Source organism: Psychrobacter sp. FDAARGOS_221 (genome assembly GCF_002313155.2).
GTDB lineage: Bacteria > Pseudomonadota > Gammaproteobacteria > Pseudomonadales > Moraxellaceae > Psychrobacter.
This window is the reverse complement of the sequence record NZ_NWFK02000001.1, coordinates 1,689,808-1,707,798: the sequence shown is the minus strand read 5'-3', so window position 1 is coordinate 1,707,798 and position 17,991 is coordinate 1,689,808. Positions and strand designations below refer to the sequence as shown.

At 41.6% G+C, this 17,991-nt stretch carries 17 protein-coding genes and 1 tRNA gene; 9 read left to right on the top strand and 9 right to left on the bottom strand.

The features are described from left to right. The first annotated feature begins 103 nt into the window (after nucleotides 1–103). Complete coding sequence (locus A6J60_RS07130; RefSeq protein ID WP_096065367.1) at nucleotides 104–973, top strand: SEL1-like repeat protein; 870 nt, start codon at nucleotides 104–106, stop codon at nucleotides 971–973. On the opposite strand, the gene A6J60_RS07125 is transcribed toward A6J60_RS07130, so the two are convergent. Beyond that, nucleotides 974–2,542 (bottom strand): surface lipoprotein assembly modifier, encoded by a 1,569-nt coding sequence (locus tag A6J60_RS07125; RefSeq protein WP_227526093.1) that lies wholly within the window; start codon nucleotides 2,540–2,542, stop codon nucleotides 974–976. 130 nt (nucleotides 2,543–2,672) lie between these two features. Next, a complete protein-coding gene (locus A6J60_RS07120) occupies nucleotides 2,673–3,614 on the bottom strand; it encodes a Slam-dependent surface lipoprotein (protein WP_096065366.1) in 942 nt (313 codons plus the stop codon). A 409-nt stretch (nucleotides 3,615–4,023) separates the two neighbouring features. Here A6J60_RS07120 and A6J60_RS07115 point away from each other — a divergent pair, with 409 nt between their 5' ends. Beyond that, nucleotides 4,024–4,470: a tetratricopeptide repeat protein gene (locus A6J60_RS07115; RefSeq protein WP_096065365.1), complete on the top strand. Its 447-nt coding sequence runs from the start codon at nucleotides 4,024–4,026 to the stop codon at nucleotides 4,468–4,470. A gap of 100 nt (nucleotides 4,471–4,570) precedes the next feature. Here the strand turns inward: A6J60_RS07115 and A6J60_RS07110 are convergent. Further along, a tRNA-Ser gene (locus tag A6J60_RS07110) sits at nucleotides 4,571–4,661 on the bottom strand. A 359-nt stretch (nucleotides 4,662–5,020) separates the two neighbouring features. Here A6J60_RS07110 and A6J60_RS07105 point away from each other — a divergent pair. The 5 genes from A6J60_RS07105 to A6J60_RS07085 all read left to right on the top strand — a co-directional run bounded on the left by A6J60_RS07105 (nucleotide 5,021) and on the right by A6J60_RS07085 (nucleotide 8,401). Next, on the top strand, nucleotides 5,021–6,109 hold the full coding sequence (locus A6J60_RS07105; protein ID WP_096065364.1) for a DNA/RNA non-specific endonuclease: 1,089 nt from the start codon (nucleotides 5,021–5,023) through the stop codon (nucleotides 6,107–6,109). A 120-nt stretch (nucleotides 6,110–6,229) separates the two neighbouring features. Further along, nucleotides 6,230–6,577, top strand: a complete 348-nt coding sequence (locus A6J60_RS07100; protein WP_227526092.1) for a hypothetical protein — start codon at nucleotides 6,230–6,232, stop codon at nucleotides 6,575–6,577. 386 nt (nucleotides 6,578–6,963) lie between these two features. Beyond that, complete coding sequence (locus A6J60_RS07095; protein ID WP_096065363.1) at nucleotides 6,964–7,347, top strand: DUF2147 domain-containing protein; 384 nt, start codon at nucleotides 6,964–6,966, stop codon at nucleotides 7,345–7,347. A gap of 201 nt (nucleotides 7,348–7,548) precedes the next feature. Then, nucleotides 7,549–7,848 (top strand): peptide-binding protein, encoded by a 300-nt coding sequence (locus tag A6J60_RS07090; RefSeq protein WP_096065362.1) that lies wholly within the window; start codon nucleotides 7,549–7,551, stop codon nucleotides 7,846–7,848. A gap of 97 nt (nucleotides 7,849–7,945) precedes the next feature. After that, the gene (locus A6J60_RS07085) at nucleotides 7,946–8,401 is read left to right on the top strand and encodes a hypothetical protein (protein WP_096065361.1); all 456 of its coding nucleotides are present in this window, start codon (nucleotides 7,946–7,948) and stop codon (nucleotides 8,399–8,401) included. A gap of 246 nt (nucleotides 8,402–8,647) precedes the next feature. On the opposite strand, the gene A6J60_RS07080 is transcribed toward A6J60_RS07085, so the two are convergent. After that, on the bottom strand, nucleotides 8,648–9,514 hold the full coding sequence (locus tag A6J60_RS07080; protein WP_096065360.1) for a sterol desaturase family protein: 867 nt from the start codon (nucleotides 9,512–9,514) through the stop codon (nucleotides 8,648–8,650). 586 nt (nucleotides 9,515–10,100) lie between these two features. Here A6J60_RS07080 and A6J60_RS07075 point away from each other — a divergent pair. Further along, the gene (locus A6J60_RS07075) at nucleotides 10,101–10,559 is read left to right on the top strand and encodes a hypothetical protein (protein ID WP_096065359.1); all 459 of its coding nucleotides are present in this window, start codon (nucleotides 10,101–10,103) and stop codon (nucleotides 10,557–10,559) included. Continuing rightward, on the top strand, nucleotides 10,556–11,587 hold the full coding sequence (locus A6J60_RS07070; protein WP_096065358.1) for a serine/threonine-protein kinase: 1,032 nt from the start codon (nucleotides 10,556–10,558) through the stop codon (nucleotides 11,585–11,587). Before A6J60_RS07075 ends, A6J60_RS07070 begins: the two co-directional genes overlap by 4 nt. A gap of 488 nt (nucleotides 11,588–12,075) precedes the next feature. On the opposite strand, the gene A6J60_RS07065 is transcribed toward A6J60_RS07070, so the two are convergent. From A6J60_RS07065 to A6J60_RS07045, 5 genes are all read right to left on the bottom strand, one after another. Beyond that, nucleotides 12,076–14,775, bottom strand: a complete 2,700-nt coding sequence (locus A6J60_RS07065) for an ABC transporter permease (protein WP_096065357.1) — start codon at nucleotides 14,773–14,775, stop codon at nucleotides 12,076–12,078. Between the two features lie 130 nt (nucleotides 14,776–14,905). Continuing rightward, nucleotides 14,906–15,502 carry an HAD-IB family hydrolase gene (locus A6J60_RS07060; protein WP_096065356.1) on the bottom strand — a complete coding sequence of 199 codons (597 nt, stop codon included), beginning with the start codon at nucleotides 15,500–15,502 and terminating at the stop codon, nucleotides 14,906–14,908. Beyond that, the gene (locus A6J60_RS07055; protein WP_096065355.1) at nucleotides 15,499–16,182 is read right to left on the bottom strand and encodes an ABC transporter ATP-binding protein; all 684 of its coding nucleotides are present in this window, start codon (nucleotides 16,180–16,182) and stop codon (nucleotides 15,499–15,501) included. The genes A6J60_RS07060 and A6J60_RS07055 overlap by 4 nt, the downstream gene beginning before the upstream one ends. Nucleotides 16,183–16,220: 38 nt before the next feature. After that, the gene (locus tag A6J60_RS07050) at nucleotides 16,221–17,033 is read right to left on the bottom strand and encodes an arylesterase (protein ID WP_096065354.1); all 813 of its coding nucleotides are present in this window, start codon (nucleotides 17,031–17,033) and stop codon (nucleotides 16,221–16,223) included. A 198-nt stretch (nucleotides 17,034–17,231) separates the two neighbouring features. Next, nucleotides 17,232–17,792 (bottom strand): GNAT family N-acetyltransferase, encoded by a 561-nt coding sequence (locus tag A6J60_RS07045; protein ID WP_096065353.1) that lies wholly within the window; start codon nucleotides 17,790–17,792, stop codon nucleotides 17,232–17,234. Between the last annotated feature and the right edge of the window lie 199 nt (nucleotides 17,793–17,991).

Below are 17,991 nucleotides of genomic sequence, written 5' to 3'. Positions count from 1 at the left end.
AATCGATCAATAGATATCAGCCATCCAGACAATATGACACCTTCGTTGCTGACAGCGTGGTATGCTTAATAGATCTATCTGATACAACCCCTGAGTCTTTCCTATGACAACTTTCAATAAAAAACTCTCAACCAGTTTGAGAGAAATTTCATCAAAACTCGCTATTATTCTGTTTTCGTTATCACTCTCATTAACAGCATTAGCAACAACTTTTGAAAAGATTTATGTGTTGGCTCATGAGGGTGATGCCATGGCTCAGTTTAGTCTTGGTGGATATTATCAATTTGGCATAGACACAGAGCAAGACTTAGCCCAAGCAAAAAATTGGTATCAAAAGGCTGCTAATCAAGGGGTTGCGGAGGCGCAGTTTAATCTTGGTCAGATGTACCTTTATGGTAATGGGGTGCAGCAAAATTATAATCAGGCACTTTATTGGCTTGAAAAGTCAGCACAGCAAGACTTTATCATGGCGCAATACAATCTAGGTGCTCTATATGATGGCGGTGAGGGTATTAAACAGGATTATACTAAATCGCTTGATTGGTATGCTAAAGCGGCCAATCAGGGTCATGCGACGTCACAGTTTCAACTGGGCGTGATGTATGAATATGCTCGGGGCACTGCTCAGGACTATGCCAAAGCTGCGCATTGGTATGCCAAAGCAGCGAATCAAGGTCATGCTATGGCGCAAAATAACCTAGGTGTGTTATATGAGAATGGTCAAGGTGTCGAGCAAGATTACACCCAAGCTTTGCACTGGTATACCCAAGCGGCTGAACAAGGCAATGCCCGAGCTCAATTTACGGTTGCTGCTATCTATGATAGTGGTAGCGGTGTGGCTCAAGATTTTGTCAAAGCGGCGCATTGGTATCAAAAGGCTGCGGCACAAGGACATCCGCAGGCGCAATATAACTTGGGTAATTTTTATTATAATGGCACCGGTGTTGAGCAGGATTTTGCTAAAGCAAATTAATTAAAACGATTTTTGCAAGCTGATAAGCCACTGGAACTCATCTCTTGAATAAAAGCCCGGCATATTGCTATCAATATTGAGATAGCTGATATTAAGGTGTGGTACTAGCCCTTTATAAGACAATTTATTATGCCAAAGTTCGCTCTGTAATCGGTATTCTTTGTCCTCACGTATGAAAGGGTAAACCAGTGTGCCTGCTGCTTTAAAGTCTCGTTTTGCATATTGAGTACCAAAACGTACGCCAAGCCCATTTTGTAGTAACTTAGTTGTACCCAATGATATGCCACGTCTTATCGAAGCTTTTTCTGCATCTTCGGTTCTATCATCACTCCAGTTTAGACTACCGTAAACCAGCCAAGTCGGATCAATAGTATAAAGTAGAGTTCCATTTGTTGATAAGATATGACCATCATATTTTGCCGATAGAGAAGGTTGTCGATACTCTTTTTTAGAATATCCCAGTCCTGCCGAGGTTTGCCATTTATCATTCAACTGATAGCGTGAGTAGGTATTGATTCCTAACATTTGATTATAGCTATCACCACCTAACCAGTTATGTTCTACAAAGGGCGTCAATGAAAAGGTGGTTTTTATGTCTCGATATTCATAACCTGCTGCTAAGCGTGTACTCTGTTCACTATAATCGCTGTTATCCCAATAATGAACACCGTTGATATCAACATTCATATGTCCAAAATGATTGCCAGTGATATTAACATCGCGAGATGCCTCTAATGCATAGCGAATACCATGAGCACTCTGAGGTAAGCTATCTTCTGTTTTACGCCACTGTTTGCCGCCCCAATTGATCACACGGGTACTTGAGGCATTATTAACATTATCTGTAGCTTCATAATTTATGCTTGCATCGAACTGCCAACGTTGACGCTGCTTGATATACTCTAAATAGGAGTCTGCTAGTTGCTGCATTTGAGAGTCTAAGCCAGAACGAGCTCTTTGTATCTCATACTCAGCTTGTTGATACTGTTTATTCTCAAATAGCATAACACCCAAGTCAAAACGTGGATATACCAACTCAGGCTCAGCATCAATAATGGTTTGATATGCTGCAATGGCCTCTTTATGACGATTCTGAGAGCGATAAATACCACCTAAAGCATAGTAATATAATAATAAGTCATGATCGGGCTGCTGCTTATATGCGGGCAGTAAGTGTTGAAGCGCTTGCCATTGTCTGCTTTTTATAGCGTCATTGATGGCGTCTTCCAAAACCAACAGGTTATTTTGTTGTGAGTATTGCTCAGTAAGTGTTGTCTTATTAGAATCTGCGTCGGTTATTTTAGAATCATCATTAGAGCGCTGAGAGGGTAATGATTGAGTGGTACTGCTGATTACCTCATCAATAGAATCAGCATCAGGTTTGATAGGCTTGACAGGTAAATTAATTTCGAATGGGGTATTAAAAGAGATAGGTTCTTTGTCAGACAGTGTGTCTGCGATAGCAAAATTATCATTAGTAATCACTTGCACATTGGCGACAGCTCGAGCAGTAATGCCGAAGGTACTGCTTATACAACAGGCTATCAATGCATATCTATATGTAGACATCACACACCTTAAATTAGCAAAAGACAGAATAAAAGCCATCTGCTGTATCAAAAGCAGATGGCTTTTTATTTGACTGATAAATTGTCAGTAGTATTCCAGACTATATTAATGTCCTAAAGCCTTCGTAAAGCTATTTAGCGTCTTTTACACCACTAAATCCAACGTCAACATTTTTATCAGTACCTTCTATATCAACGTAACCGGCGACTTCTTCAGCAGATGGCCCAAAGAATCTCAAATCATATTGACCTTTGCTATCACCTTGAATTGCTTTTCCAGAAATACCATGACCTGGCATAGCAGAACCATCAAGAGCATTCTTATTTTGTCCAGATAATGCTTCAATTTTTGAGCTTTCTAATCGAATATCGTTGTCTTTACCAGAAAACTTAATATTTCCAGATCCGTTTTTAGCCTCAAAATCAACTGTATAGTCTAAACTACCAAGGGTATAAGGTGCTTCACCATTGGTTTTGGTCGTCCAAGCCACACCTTTATAATTTGCACGTCCTGCATTGGGCAGATTTTTTGTAGATTCACCCATAAATAAAGGCGTGTCACAATTTTTATCACAAGAAGCAAAGTTAAAATCTTCACCATTCACTTTATGGCTGATAGAACCAAGCGATCCAATAATAGAATGTTGTTGCTGGTACAAATAAGCTTTACGATTGGTTTCAATATTACCGAGTTTTTTGCCATTTTTGTCTATAACATTAAAATTTTCTTGAATATCGGTAATAGTAACAGTTGGGGCTATTCCAGGATTAGCACCTAAGTCTTTTAAGTCAATCTTATCGCCTTTCTTATAAGTTTTATTATCGATGGTAATTTCATAATCTTCGATATCGAACTCTTTATCATTACCATTCAATTGATTTTTAACAATCCATGGAACACCGTTATTATCTGACTTAGCGTTGGTTACTAAGCCATTTGTGTCCAAAGTTTTAGAGGCTAACGGTACATCTAAGATCTTATCAATACGGCTATGGCTACCACCACTACTACAAGCTGTTAAAACTGAGACCATAGAGACTAAAGGTAGAACGACAAATGATTTGTTAAGCATGGCTTATTGCTCCGAAAGCAAAAACAAATAAACCCACAAAGATTAAGTGGAATTCTTCTTACAGCGATATTATCCAATAGATTTCAAAACTCAGTCAACATTTGTTGTGTTTTTTTTGTGGTATTTAAGTAATAAATATCTTTAGAGTAGTTTGCTTAGATAGTTTATATAACAGGCTATATTGACGAAGCTGCTAAGTACCACAGTAAAGAGTAGAGTCTAGGGACACTACTTATCTTGAAAAAATCATGGTAGAAATAAAACAAACATAAAATGTGAGAGCAGGCTCTAGTGATAAGATGTTTAATAACCAAATAGCCAATAATAACTAAGGCTTGAGGGTAGATAAGTAGGGAGGGTGTGATATTAGCTTGACTGGTATGCCAAAGCAGCGAATCAAGGTCATGCTATGGCGCAAAATAACCTAGGTGTGTTATATGAAAATGGTCGAGGTGTCGAGCAAGATTACACCCAAGCTTTGCACTGGTATACCCAAGCGGCTGAACAAGGCGATGCCCGAGCTCAATTTACGGTAGCTGCTATCTATGATAGTGGTAGCGGTGTGGCTCAAGACGCGGTTAAGGCTGCCCATTGGTATCAAAAGGCTGCGTCACAAGGGCATGCGCAGGCGCAATATAACTTAGGTAATTTTTATTATAACGGCACCGGTGTTGAGCAGGATTTTGCTAAGGCCATTGACTGGTATCAACAAGCAGCGCAGCAGGAGTTTGCACCAGCCTACTATAACTTAGGTGTGGTCTATGCCCATGGTAATGGCGTTGCTGAAGACCAAGATTTAGCAAAAAGCTATTTTGATAAGGCTTGCGAAAAGGGGATAGAGCAGGCTTGTTTTTAGGCGGTAATTATTAAATAACAGCCGCTAAACATCAGGCACAAAAAAAGGCCAGTGAGGCCCAGATAAAACTTATTAAACTAAAAGTCAGTAAAAATAATAATGGCGGTGAAGGAGGGATTCGAACCCTCGATACGCTATTAACGTATACACACTTTCCAGGCGTGCGCCTTCAGCCACTCGGCCACTTCACCAATAAAGGCGTATAGTATACTCAAAGGCAGGCAGTTTGTCACCATTCGCTAGAACATTACTGCTGAGCGTCACTTATTGTCGTATTATTCCGCTAAGTGCTTTACAGGGGTGAATGACATTGCTAGCATGAGCCTATTTTGTCAACGTGCATGCATTAGTCCCAGTTGTCAGCCCTTTGTTAACCCTATTAATAAGCACAAGTCATGCTCGGTGTTTGGCTTAGAGATGGTTGCTTGATTTAGAGATAGCTACTTGGCTTAGGCGACTTAGCTTAGTCATGGCTTACAACAGGCATTTGGCTTAGATTTGAGCAATTTAGATTTAAGTAATAAAGATCAGTCACAGTAAGGCGGTAATAGTGGTAAATAAAAGTGACCAAAAATACAATCAGTGGTCTCAGGTTACAGGGTTTCGGCGCAGTCAGGTTAAGCAGTACCAAGTGGCGCAAACACAGACTGCTATTGGATCGGTAAATAATAAACGAACACAGCGCAATCTAACTGATAGACCAAGCAATGTTGGCATCAAAGCATTGCGCTCTTTGAGTTTGCTGGCGGGCATTTGCTTATTATCGGTCAGTGCGTTGGGCGCAGATTTCAGTCAATGTGCCCACAACTTCTATGCTGGCACGGCACCGGATTATGTCGATACCAAACTACTAACTAAAAGCGTGCCGCTTTGCTTTAATGGCTTTGCGACCATGTACTCTGGGCTGTCACGCACGCCGTTATGGTCAGCGGAGCATTTGACTCGAGACCGACTGTTACAGGCAGAAGAGATTCCCAGAGAGGACAGCTTTCATAGCGAGAGTAGAGTACCTGAGTCGATGCGTGCTGAGCTTTCTGACTATAAGGGCTCAGGCTATGACAGGGGCCATCTTGCACCCAATGGTGATATGGCCAATAAGCAGCAGCAATATGACAGCTTTAGCTTGGCCAATATTGTCCCGCAAGACCCTCGGAATAACCGCTACAGTTGGCGTAATATTGAGTCGGTCACCCGCTATTTGACCAAGCAGTATGGCGAGGCCTATGTCGTCACTGGCGTGGCGTTCAAGGGGCGAAAGGTCACTCAATTAAACGGGCGCGTGTTAGTGCCAAGCCATGTGTTTAAAGCAGTGTATGTACCGCAAACTGGCGAAGCTGGGGTCTATTACGCCCCCAATGATGACAGCGATCGTGTTGAAGTTATCAGTGTTGATGAGTTGGCATTGCGCTCTGGTATCGATGCTTTTCCAGGTATTTCACCGGAAGCAAAGGCCGGCACTATGGTGTTGGCGACCAGTATTGATGAGATGCCTGAGGTGACACGTCATTATCCATCAGGCAAAAGTCATCCGGACAGTAATAACACCACTCAATCCAATGGGCAGGATGATGAACCGTTGTGGTATCTTATATTAATTGAGATTTTACGCTGGTTTGTGAATAACTTTTTGTCAAAGTAGTAATTTTCGTTAATAATAAACTCAGTTTTGTTTAGAACCTTTTATTTAGCAGTTTTACTCAGTACGGTTAGCAGCAGGCCCTATTTTATACAGACAATAATAACTAAGGATGCGTTTATTATGACTCAATCTGATCATGAAAATGATGCGCAACTGTCGCAAGATAGCGAGCAGCACCCCGAAACAATGGCATTTGCGCCTTACAAAAACGACCATCAAAGCATGCAAATCGGTGAGCTGGTGTTTGAGAACCAAACTGATAAAGTGATTGTTTATGGTGATATTGATATCTATAAAAATGAAAAAGGGCTGGAGCAGGCATTAAAGCTACAACACGTATTTAATGCCATTGTTGACGAGTTGCAGAGTGCACAATCTAATGGAACCCTTGATAAAGCGGTAACAAAAGGGGTTAATGTAAGCGAACAGACGCAAACCAGTAAGATGGTAGACAACCCGTTTTCATAACTCTTACGATTAAATAAGACTGTAGTAATACTTCATCAAATTAAACCTTTTTTTTTATCAATTAACCCTTATAATCAAGTTATGGCAGTCAAGGATCAACACTTATTCTTGATTAACAATTAAAAAAACTGACTTGTCGTTTATTAAAATACTTGTAACTTATTAAAATATAAGTTATTTTTAACACAATCTTAGGGTTCATCGTTACACATTGAGTTAGCCAAACACGCTAACATTGAATACAGTGACATTGAACATAGCTCCTTTCATAAGGGCTAAATAGATTACTATCCTAAGTACCTTGTGGTTATAAGTATTAGATTCTATAAATCGTATCTTATAAACAGTACAAGCATTCTAGTTAACCTTTCGAAAGGAATCGCATCATGAAATTACTTAACCAATCAGTTCTAGCACTATCAGCTTTAGGTCTTGCCACTGTAGCAATGGCCGCAGATCCATTAGCCAATACTACTTGGCAGACTTATGACGACGGCGAGCCAAAAGCAGTTGTTAAAATTACAGAGTCTGGCGGTACGCTAACTGGTAAAATCCTATCTACCGTTCGCCCAGAAGGCAAAAAATTCGTTGGTCGTACTGTTATCTCAGGCTTAAAAGCTGATGGCGGCGGCAAATACAGCGGCGGTAAAATCACTGACCCAGAAAACGGCAAAACTTACCGTTTGACCGCTGAATTAAGCGGCAACAGCTTAAAGCTAAAAGGTCATTTAGGTCCATTCTCACGCAGCCAAACTTGGAAGAAAAAATAAGTTAAGCGCGTTTGAGTAACCCTCAAAACCATAGCCGATTATTCAAAAGTGAAATAAAAAAGAGCCAGATACTTAAGTGTCTGGCTCTTTTTGTTGTTTTTTACTTAAATATCATATTAAATTAGTCTAAAATAAAATGATTATCTTATTATCAACACTTATAAATATTCTATTAACCCTTTAAATTTACCAAGGTCTACTATGAAAAAACTGACTTGTAATATGATTTTAGCGTTAACAACATTTATTGCGGGCACCTCATTAGCGCAAGCAGCGACTGTTTGCAAGGTAACGGATCCTACGGGTACGCCGTTAAATATTCGTAATGCACCTAATGGCAAGGTCATTAATCAGTTACGTAATGGTCGCGAAGTGTTGATTACTAATTCTAGTTATGACAATAAAGGTCGGGTGTGGGTGTATTTAGAAGGCAACTATAAAGGCGAGTATCGCTATTGGGGTTGGGCGATAAGAGAGTTTATTTCTTGTTATAACCGTTAGTTTTAATCAGTGTAAGCTATTACATGAGTCTGGAGAACGTTAAGCTGTTCTGACTTTTGTCAAAATCTAAAGCCTTTAATAACTAACAGGACAGTCAATGAAGCGATTCATTCTTATTTTTAGCCTCTGCTTAACTGCTGGCTGCACGCAGCTATTGCATGTTTCACCTAACGCAGCAACACAACAAGAAACTACTTTAAAACAAGCCACTAAAAATAAAATAGCGTCAAAACAAGTCAGTGAGACACCTAAAAAATACGATATTTTTAAAAATAATTTAGCGTTTACGGTAGTAGATGACTATGATCAGCCTTACTCGGGCTTTCCTTATGTGTTATTTACAGAAACCGGTAAGATCTACAGTGGATTAACCGATGATAACGGCAACACCATAAGAGTATGGAGCTCTTTTGAAGAAGAAGTGTGTGCGTATTGGGATGAAGAACTGTATTTTTCGGGGCAAAACGTTAACAGTTATGATGGTATCGTTGAAGGGGTAGAAAGCTTCGAGGACTGCATGGAAGGGCAGGCTGTTGAATCTACAGAGTTGTGATTGGTTGCATTTTAAACTTGAGCAATAAGTTTGATTTAAAGCCAGAAAACGGCAACAGCTTAAAGGTCATTTAGCTCGATTCTCACGCAGCCAAACTTGGAAGAAAAAATAAGTTTAGGACGTTAGAGTAATCCTCAAAACGACAATTTAGCGTTATAAAATAAGAAAAAGCCAGATATTTGTTATCTGGCTTTTTTTGTGGGCGTTTAACTCTTATAGATTTTGAGCTAAAGCTATCAAGTTGGGTTAATTCTGATTCAAGGCCTGCTGACGTTTTAACCGCTTTGCTGTTTGCTTTGCTTCCGTTGCCAGACGCTCGATTTCATCTGGATTTAATCCCTGACGTCTGGCTTTTACGTAGTTTAGATAGGCGGGTATATGCGTTTTGCCAAGATATTTATCAAGATAGGGGAGAAAGCCTGCGTAATTACCTTTGAATTTGGCATGATGAAAGTCGTGATACACAGGGCCTTCATAAATAGGTAATAAATGAGCAGGATTCCACGGGATATCATAGCCGATATGCCCATCCGCCCCTTCAATCTGACGGATAATCACCCACAGCCAAACCACATAAATATGCGCGCCAAGCAAAATAGGACCCACTAAAGTCAGCGATGCAGTGATGGTGTATTCCACCCAGTGCATGTAGTTGCCGCTAATGGCGCAGGTATTGTGAATACGGTGATGTACGCTATGGATGTGCTTCATCAGCCACTTGTTTTCGTGCATTTTGCGATGCACAAGGTAGTACAAGAAATCATCGAGTAGCACGAAGAATAAAAGCTGAGCGATGATGATATACCACGCAGGCAATGCACCATCATGCACGCCAGTGAGCTTAAGTAATGGCCAAACGAGAACCAGTAAGCTGGCAAGAATAATATTATTGATGACAATTCGACCGATTGAGGGCAATAGAAACTTCTTCATCTCAAACGGTTTTTGTTGGATTTTATATTTGCGTAGGGAGACGGGGTCGAGCCAAGCGATGATGGTCCAAGGAATGGCGAGCGCAAGAAAGGCAGTCATACTGATGGCAAGCGTTGCCATTGGGAACGTCCAAAACCAAGGGTCGTTATAAAACCCTGCCCAATATTGCAGTATATCCATGTGACATCCTTTTCCAGTCCGTTGAGTTGTCGCTGATTTAGTTCAAGAGTTAGCTCAACGTGTAACGGTATTCTCGTTCAGCTATCCTTAGCTGACACTTGTTCCAGTATTGAGCGAATGGTTGGCTTTGTCAAGGCGCGTTAGGAGGTCACTGGGTGATATGGATGGTTAAAGCTCGGGTAATATTATTGTAGGTATGAAGCTATTTCCTGCTTTTCGCTACTATCTACCAGTCTGAACAGGGCAGTGGGTTCAGTTTGTGGCGTCGCTTGCTTCGCGCGCCACCCCAAGCCTGACCACTGCATCCTGTTCAGCCAGTCAGTATATCCGCTTCAATCAGGGCTAAACCGCTTCTAAGGCGGGGTTTTCGGTGATGTTTGAAATAAAAGCTTTTTTACAAATAAGGTTAAAAAGATTAATAGTCTGGTTTATGAATCACAATTTGTTTAGTTAAATAGTAACCTTGCTATTCTAAATAGTCATGATTAACTTGCTATAAATCTTTTATACTTCCATAATTATAATGAAATAGATTTCGCTGATTTAGTAGTGATGTCTAACTTTATAATTGAAAAGAGGGTATAAATTGAACACTTTAGGGATAAGGGTTAAACCAAAGGAAGTGATATTTTCAGTCTATGATAGCAAAAGTAATAGCTTTATTAATATTGAAAGTCTTAAAGTGCCGTGTGCAATTACTATTCCAGAACAACTTAAGTACGTTAGAAGCAACATATTAGATATTCTTCGCGAGTATTCAATATCTAGAGCTGGAATTAGAGTTGCAGAAGGCAATGCTCAGTCTAAAAGTATACAAAGATTCTACTTAGAAGGTGTAATACAGGAAACTTTTGCAAGTAGCTCTGTTAGCGATTATAGAACTCTAGTTCTTTCGAGTATGGCAAGTAAATTAAGTACAAATGCTCAAGAGCTAAAGAAATTCATTAACAAAGAGAAGAATGACACTGAAATTGAAATAAATGTTGCAGATTTTAATAAAGAACAAATAGAATCAATACTAGTAGCGGTGGTTATGACATTATGAATTTTGAGCCAGTTTATTCACCTGCCATTGTATCTTTTAGAAAAATAAATGAGATTGGACAAGAGGGAAGAAATTCTAAAGTATTTCTTGCACATGATGAACACATGGATGCCAAGATAGTTATTAAAGAGATTTCTCAATATTCAACAGATCTTGATAAGCTCTCTAAAGAAGCAAAAATATTATATGCAAGTTCTCATCCAAACGTTGTGCAGATTCAATATGCCTGTAAAGATGATGATAACTTTTATATAGCTATGCCTTTCTACAGTAATGGGTCATTGAAGTCTCTCATGTCTAAAAGGAATTTAACTTCTAGAGAGATTATTAGATATAGTATTCAGTTTATTAATGGTGTATCTCATATTCATTCTAAAAATTTAGTCCATCTAGATATTAAGCCAGATAATATTTTATTATCAGATAATAACGAAGCTTTGTTATCTGATTTTGGTCTCTCAGATTACACTGATGATAATGGTTGGTTTCAGCTTACTCGCCACTATATAAAGCATTCTGCACCAGAATTATGTGACTCTACAAGACAAAACCTCGTTAATATCCAATTTGATATTTATCAAATTGGATTAACTATTTATAGGATGTGTGTTGGAGATGATGTATTCAACGAACAGTACAATGTTTTCTTAAGTGATAATGGTGAGTTGAAAACTAATGAATTTGTAGAAGCTTTAAAAGCTGGGAGTTTTCCAGATGAAAAAGCTATACCAATACATATACCGTTGCAGCTAAAAAAAGTGATAATGAGATGTTTAGAAAACGATACTTCTAAAAGGTATAGTAACACTAGAGATATATTAAATGACTTGAGCTCTATTGATTATGTAGGGCTTGATTGGCACTATAATTCTAGTGGAAACTCTCAACAGTGGACTTGCAAAGATCATACAGGTTCGGAATACTCTGTGATCCTTAATAAAGGAGATGAAAAACCTAAAATTACTAAAAATGGTAGGAATAAAAATATTACCAGTAATTTGAAGAGTTTTTTATTAAACTTGAAATGACTATCCGTATAAATATCAATCCAACTGAATTTAAACCTAGGTCTTCTTTAGTTAAAGCTAAAGAAAATGCACCTTCAAAAGATACTATTAGAAAAGCAAGAAAAATTGTTCGCTTAGAACAACATGGAGACTATATGATAGCTTTTACACAAGAAAGCTCCAATAAAACTAATTAAGAGTCTTTGGTTGGCAAATTTATATAATAAAGAGAAACTTTTTTCGATAAAGATAATCTCCTTCATAGCATATGCTTACAATATTAATTATGTAAAAGTGAATTATTATTAAGTTCTTTAGTTTTATCTTGAATCTTATTTGGAAGTGCGGTTTAGCCCTGATTAAAGCGGATATACTTGGCACACCAGGGCGGTATAGGCACTTGGTTAGAGGCGTTATCGCTGAGTCAGGAACGATCATAATCTTAGTACCTACCGCAGTGCCAGCCAAGATATCAGTAAAAAGTAGGATTAGCTATCACAACTAACCTTCTATACCATCCCTCTCACCCTTGCCATAATCCCACGGCCAATCACCAAGCGCACATAACTCACCGCGATAATCAATAACACCGCCACTAGCATCACCGCACCAAGCCCAAAGCTTGCCCACGGCACACTAAAGCGCAGATTAAACCACTCAGTAATCAGCACATACGCCGTACCGCTAGCAAGCACCACCGCAAACATACCGGCACTGATGCCTAACAATCCAATCTCAAGTATATTAATCTTATATAAATCAGCCGTCTGCATACCCAGCAATCGGAACGAGGCGCTATCACGCAAACGGTCTTGAGAAGTCGATAGTAGCGAGGTAATGAGCACCATCAGTCCGGTAATAATGGCAAGCACAGTGAATAACTGCACCAAGCGGCTCATTTGCGCCACAAAGCCTTGTACGCGTTTGGCAATCGCACCGCCATCAATGGTAGTGATCGCAGGAAACTGACGCGCAAGATCGGTTTGTAATTGTGGAATACTGCCAGCATCAACCTTGGTAGTCGCGAACTGGATTTGAGGGGCATCGGCCAATACTTCAGGCTCAAATAAGAAGTAGAAGAATGGGCTAGGGCCACGCTCATAGCGCTCACGAATACTGGTGATTTGACCGACGATTTCGATGCCTTGGATGTTAAAGCGTATTTGGTCACCCATGCCCACGTTTAATAGATCGGCGGCACTGTCTAAGATAGACAAGGGCACCACATCTGAATCAGTGGCTTGTTTATCAAGCGGGGCGTACAGCTGATTGGGTTCAATCGATTTTTTGATAAATTCGGTTTCCATTACCGTATCAGCATAGCTTAGATTAAAGATACGCGTCGGGTCATCACCTTCACCACGTGCTACTTCGATATCTGCTGCTGGCACACCGCCGGCTTCGCTGACTCGAGCTCGTACCACTGGATAATAAGTGATGGGCGCATCGACTAATGCATTTAAATCATCATGTTGATTGCTTTGTACATCGAGCATAAATAAGTTAGGCGCATCTTCAGGATAGGCTTGCACAAACTGAGTATTTAAGCTGTGATTAAGCAAGGTAATCATGGTCAGTACCGCTACCGACAGCGCTAGGGTGACAAAGAATAAACCGGATTGATTGCCCTTACGCGAAAGATTATGCAAGGCAATACGTGCCATCCAATTCGACTGTTTCCCCAGCAGCTTGAAGCCAAATAAGCCTTTATTGGCCAGTCTTGATAACAGCCACAGCCAGCCTTTACCCAATAGCCAGAACCCACCGGCCAGCACCAGCATACCGCCCAATACTTGTAGTCCATCCTTGGCTGAGCCAAACTCATACGCCATCAAGCCAAAACTGGCAACCAGTACGGCCAAATACCAGTACGCTGGCGGATGTTGACGGGCATTGCTTGTCGCTTGCTTAAGCACTGCAGAAGGCTTGGTATGGGTGACTGCATACAGGCTGTGCTGAACAACCAGCAGGGTGATGGCCAGCGCCACAATGCTGATTTTAATCAGGCTCACCAGCTTGATAGACAGTTGCACATCGGCAGGCAAAATGGCGGTTAAGTATTGAGCACCAACATTGAGCATCAGTAAACTCAGACCCGCGGAGAGGGCACAAGCGACCACAGCCATCAGCACAAATAATAGATAATAACTGCGCTTAATGGCGGTCACTGACTCGCCTAAAGCACGACGGATGGCATTGGCCGTTTGTTGTAAGCTAACAAAGGCTTTGACCACACTTAGTAGCGCCACAGCAGATAAAAACAGCACCGCTATCACTAATAACTTCAAAAACATCAGCACGTTATCAGACATTTCTGTCACTGAGGTATCGGCTTCATCAGCGGTGCTAACCTTAATCTCCTGCGATAGGGGTAATGCTTCGAGGATAGGCTCCAGTTTGGTTTGGGTAGCCAAAATGGTTTCTGGAGTGCTAGCCAACTCAATGCGATAACTGATACGGCTGCGTTGCCCCATCAGGTTGGTTGCGTCTAAGTCAGTATCTGCCATCAGTACCCGAGCACCAAAACCAAACGCGGTTAATGGTCGGTCTGGTTCAGCGAGCAGTTCATCAGCGATAACGAAGGTAGCGTCACCGATTTTAACCGTATCACCCACGTCGAGCTCAAGTCCGGTTAACACTTGGGTTTCTACCACCACATGACCTGATTTCAGCTGTTGCCACAATGGTTTGCCAGATGCCAACTCTACCTCGCCGTATAGCGGATAATTAGAGGACACACCTTTAACACGAGCCAGTAAGGTATGTTCGCCAACTAGCGCTTCTGAATTGCTGTTTTCTATAGTGGCATTTTCTAAAGAGCTAGGTTCTGCCGTTCTATTTTCTAAAGATAGAGATTCTGACTCTGTGACATCAGCACCTTCTATATCAGAAATCATGGCGTTAAACTGATAGTCATACACCACATCATCAGGCTCAAACTCAGTCGCCACATCGAGTACAGACTCAGGCCAAGGCTGGCGACTGCGCAATACCAAGTCACCACCGACCAATGCCCGTTGATTGTCCGCCACATAATCTTGTACCGACTGCTGAATAGAGTCGAGGGTCAAATAAGTCGATAACGACAGCACCATCGCCACCAAAAACAGCAATGGATAAATCCAATGGCGCCACCAACTGCGCTGTAGTGACTTGCGACCTAGGTTGCTATAAGTGTTGGTTGAAACGGGCGTATGTGGTTTGGTCATAGTGGCAGGGCTATTGATTGATGGTTAATGTGGGTAAGAGTTTAATAATGTAGAGCAGTCAGGCTGTGGTACATAATAGGCGGTAAGTGATTAGCACAGACATAGACAGCAGTACAGATGGTGTCGATGGTTAATCAAAGTACTGATAAAAACGCTTATCATCCGACGACGCCATTGCTAGCAGCTCATTATCTTCTGGCGTGTCGCCATAGGCATAAATATGCTGATAATCAGACAGCTTAAATTGTTGCATAACACGCTGTTGTTTCTGCTGAGAGCTGCAGTCGCCTTGCTTGCTAAAGCCGGTGACAACGCCATTTTTTGCATCCACTTCGGTGCATATCAGCTTCAGCCCATGTCGTTGGCACCAAGGCTTTAGATATATATCCAAAGAAGCGGAAACGATAACCACAGTGTCGCCTCTGTCTTTGTGCCATTGCAGTCGTTGCATGGCACTAGGGCGCAAAAATTTGGGCAGAATATGATAGGCATAAGCTTGGCCTTTGGCTTGCAGTCTGTGCTCATCGACGCCCTTAAAAGCAAAGTGTAAGATTTTTGCGCGGATATCACGACCTTTTTCAAAGCCTAATTTATATTTGATTAGCGTGGGTAGCAGTACCAGTTTACCGAGACGCAATCTGTTTTTAGGCACCGCGTACAGCATAAATTGCGTAAAGGTATCTGTATGGGTAATGGTGCCGTCGAAGTCGAATAATGCTAGGTTCATTCAACCCGTCCATCATGGATGGTAATGACCTGATCGGCATGCTCGGTCATTGCTGGATCATGGGTGACCACTACCAAGGCAGTACCAGATTGCTGCTGCAGCTCAACCAGTAAGCTCATTACCTGCTGCGCGTTTTGCTCATCAAGGTTACCAGTGGGTTCATCAGCAAAGATAATCTTTGGACGTGCAACTAAGGCACGAGCCAAGGCTGTACGTTGTTGCTCACCGCCAGAAAGCTGATGCGGTAGGCTATCACGGCGATGGGTTAGCCCCACTGCTTCTAACAATTCTTCCACTCGTTCAGCATCCGGCTGGCGTGCAATATCTAGTGGAAAGGCGATGTTCTCAGCGACGGTCAGTGTTGGCAACAGATGAAATGACTGAAACACAAAACCCATGTGTTGCTGACGCTTTTGTGCCAGCTCATCTTCTGATAGGGCAGTCAGGTTTTGACCATCTAGCCAAACCTCGCCGCTGTCTGGATAATCAAGCCCCGCCAGTAGACCCAATAAGGTCGACTTACCCGAGCCAGATTTACCCATAATTACTGCAAACTCACCGGCATTGACGGCGACATCCACGCCTTTGATGATGTCAGTTTTGGTATCGCCAATCATTACGCTTTTGCTGAGATTGGTCGCGTGTAATAACGGCTTAGTTGGAGGATTTACGTTGGTCATCGGGTCTCTCATTCATAGTCAGGCTTAGTCAGGCAAGGTTAGGGTTGTGCGCTATCAGCTGTTTGCTCATCAACGAATTCAGCTAATGTTGGCTTCAGCACAGGCAGGATATTATTCTGCACGATACGGGTATAGCCCTCAGCGGTTGGATGAATGGCATCGGCTTGATTCAACTCAGGCACACCGCCCACCCCATCCAAAAAGAAAGGAATAAAGGCCACGCCGGTGTCTTCGGCTATTTTCGGGTAAAGCGCTGAAAAAGATTTTACGTATTCATCGCCCAAGTTATCATAAATCTGCATCCCGCCTAACACGATCACGCTGCCTTCGTCTTGCAAGCGTTGTATGGCAGTGCGAATGTTACTGTCTACAGTCGCCACATCGATACCGCGCATCGCATCATTGGCGCCGATGGTCAAGATAGTAATATCAGGTTTGGTCTTTAATACCCAGTCCAAGCGGTTCACTAGGCCTGTGCTGGTCTCGCCACTTAAGCCAGAGTTAATCACTTTGGCATTGACGTAACCGGCTTGCTGTAAAGCTTTCTCTAGCTGCGCAGGGTAGGCGTCTTCTTCTGCTAGACCTAAGCCTTCGGTCAATGAATCACCCAATGCCAAGATGGTCACAGGCTGTTCAATGACTTCTTCTGATGTGGTATTTTGGGCAGTTATTTCAGCGTCAGTGGGTTGTTGTGCGGCTGTATTGTTGGTTGCCGTGGTTGATTCAGTGCTGCTTGCTGCATTGTCAGCTGTCTCTGCATCATTGCTGTCATTGGTGTTGGGCTGACAGCCTATCAGCATGGCACTGGCAACCACCAGAGCGGTTAACGGCTTTAAGAATGCCAAGGACATAACGAACCTCAAATAAAAATTGGTATGGTTTTTAAAAATAATTAAACAAATGATAATAATAAAATGATGCTTATATACTAGCAGTGATCATGAGGTTTAGCTGTTTATGAATGGTTATAGTCATCCGCGCTTATAACCCCGTGTTATCAAATAGTATCTTCAAAGCTTACTGTTAAACCCTATCTTCACATAATGTCTTCAAATACTGTCTTCAAACACTATCGAGTTTAGAACGTGATCTCGCCATTGGCCGTTAATTTTTAAATACGATTTGGCATAGCCTTCTTTTTCAAAACCCAGTCTCTTAAGCAGACGTGCGCTTTGGTTATTGTCAGGCAGATGATTGGCCATAATGCGGTGTAGCCCGTATTGCGCATGCACATACTGTAGAGCGTCGGTTAATACGGCTCTCATGATGCCCTGACCTTCAAAGTCTTTATCGATTGAAAAGCCCAAATAGCCTGCTTGAAATACGCCATACATAAAGCCGGTAAAGTTAACGCTGCCTATGACCTGACAGCTGTCTAATAGAGTTATCAGCATTGATATTCCACGCTGCTGCTGGTAATCATCTAGCATGGCATCAATACGGTTTTTGATACTATCCAGTGTGAAATAATCTGCATCTCTGGCTGGCTCAAATGGGGCTAGGCGTTGTTTATTAGCAACTAAATACTGTTGCAGTGGCTGTGCAAACTTATGGTTAATAAGATGAACATCGGCCATCTTGGTTGAGAATAAAAGGGTTGAGGCAGTCATGGCAGAGCCTTAAGATAATGAAAGGAAGAGGTGATGAGAGTAGACAGTTGATAGCTGAAGGGCAGTGTATATGTATATCTGATATATAGTATAGAGATGCGCTAATAATAAAAAAATGCCCAATCTTGATAGGTTCAAGCTTGGGCATTGATTCTATTAAGTAGGGATAGTGTTGTGGTTGGATTTAGTTATGGATTAT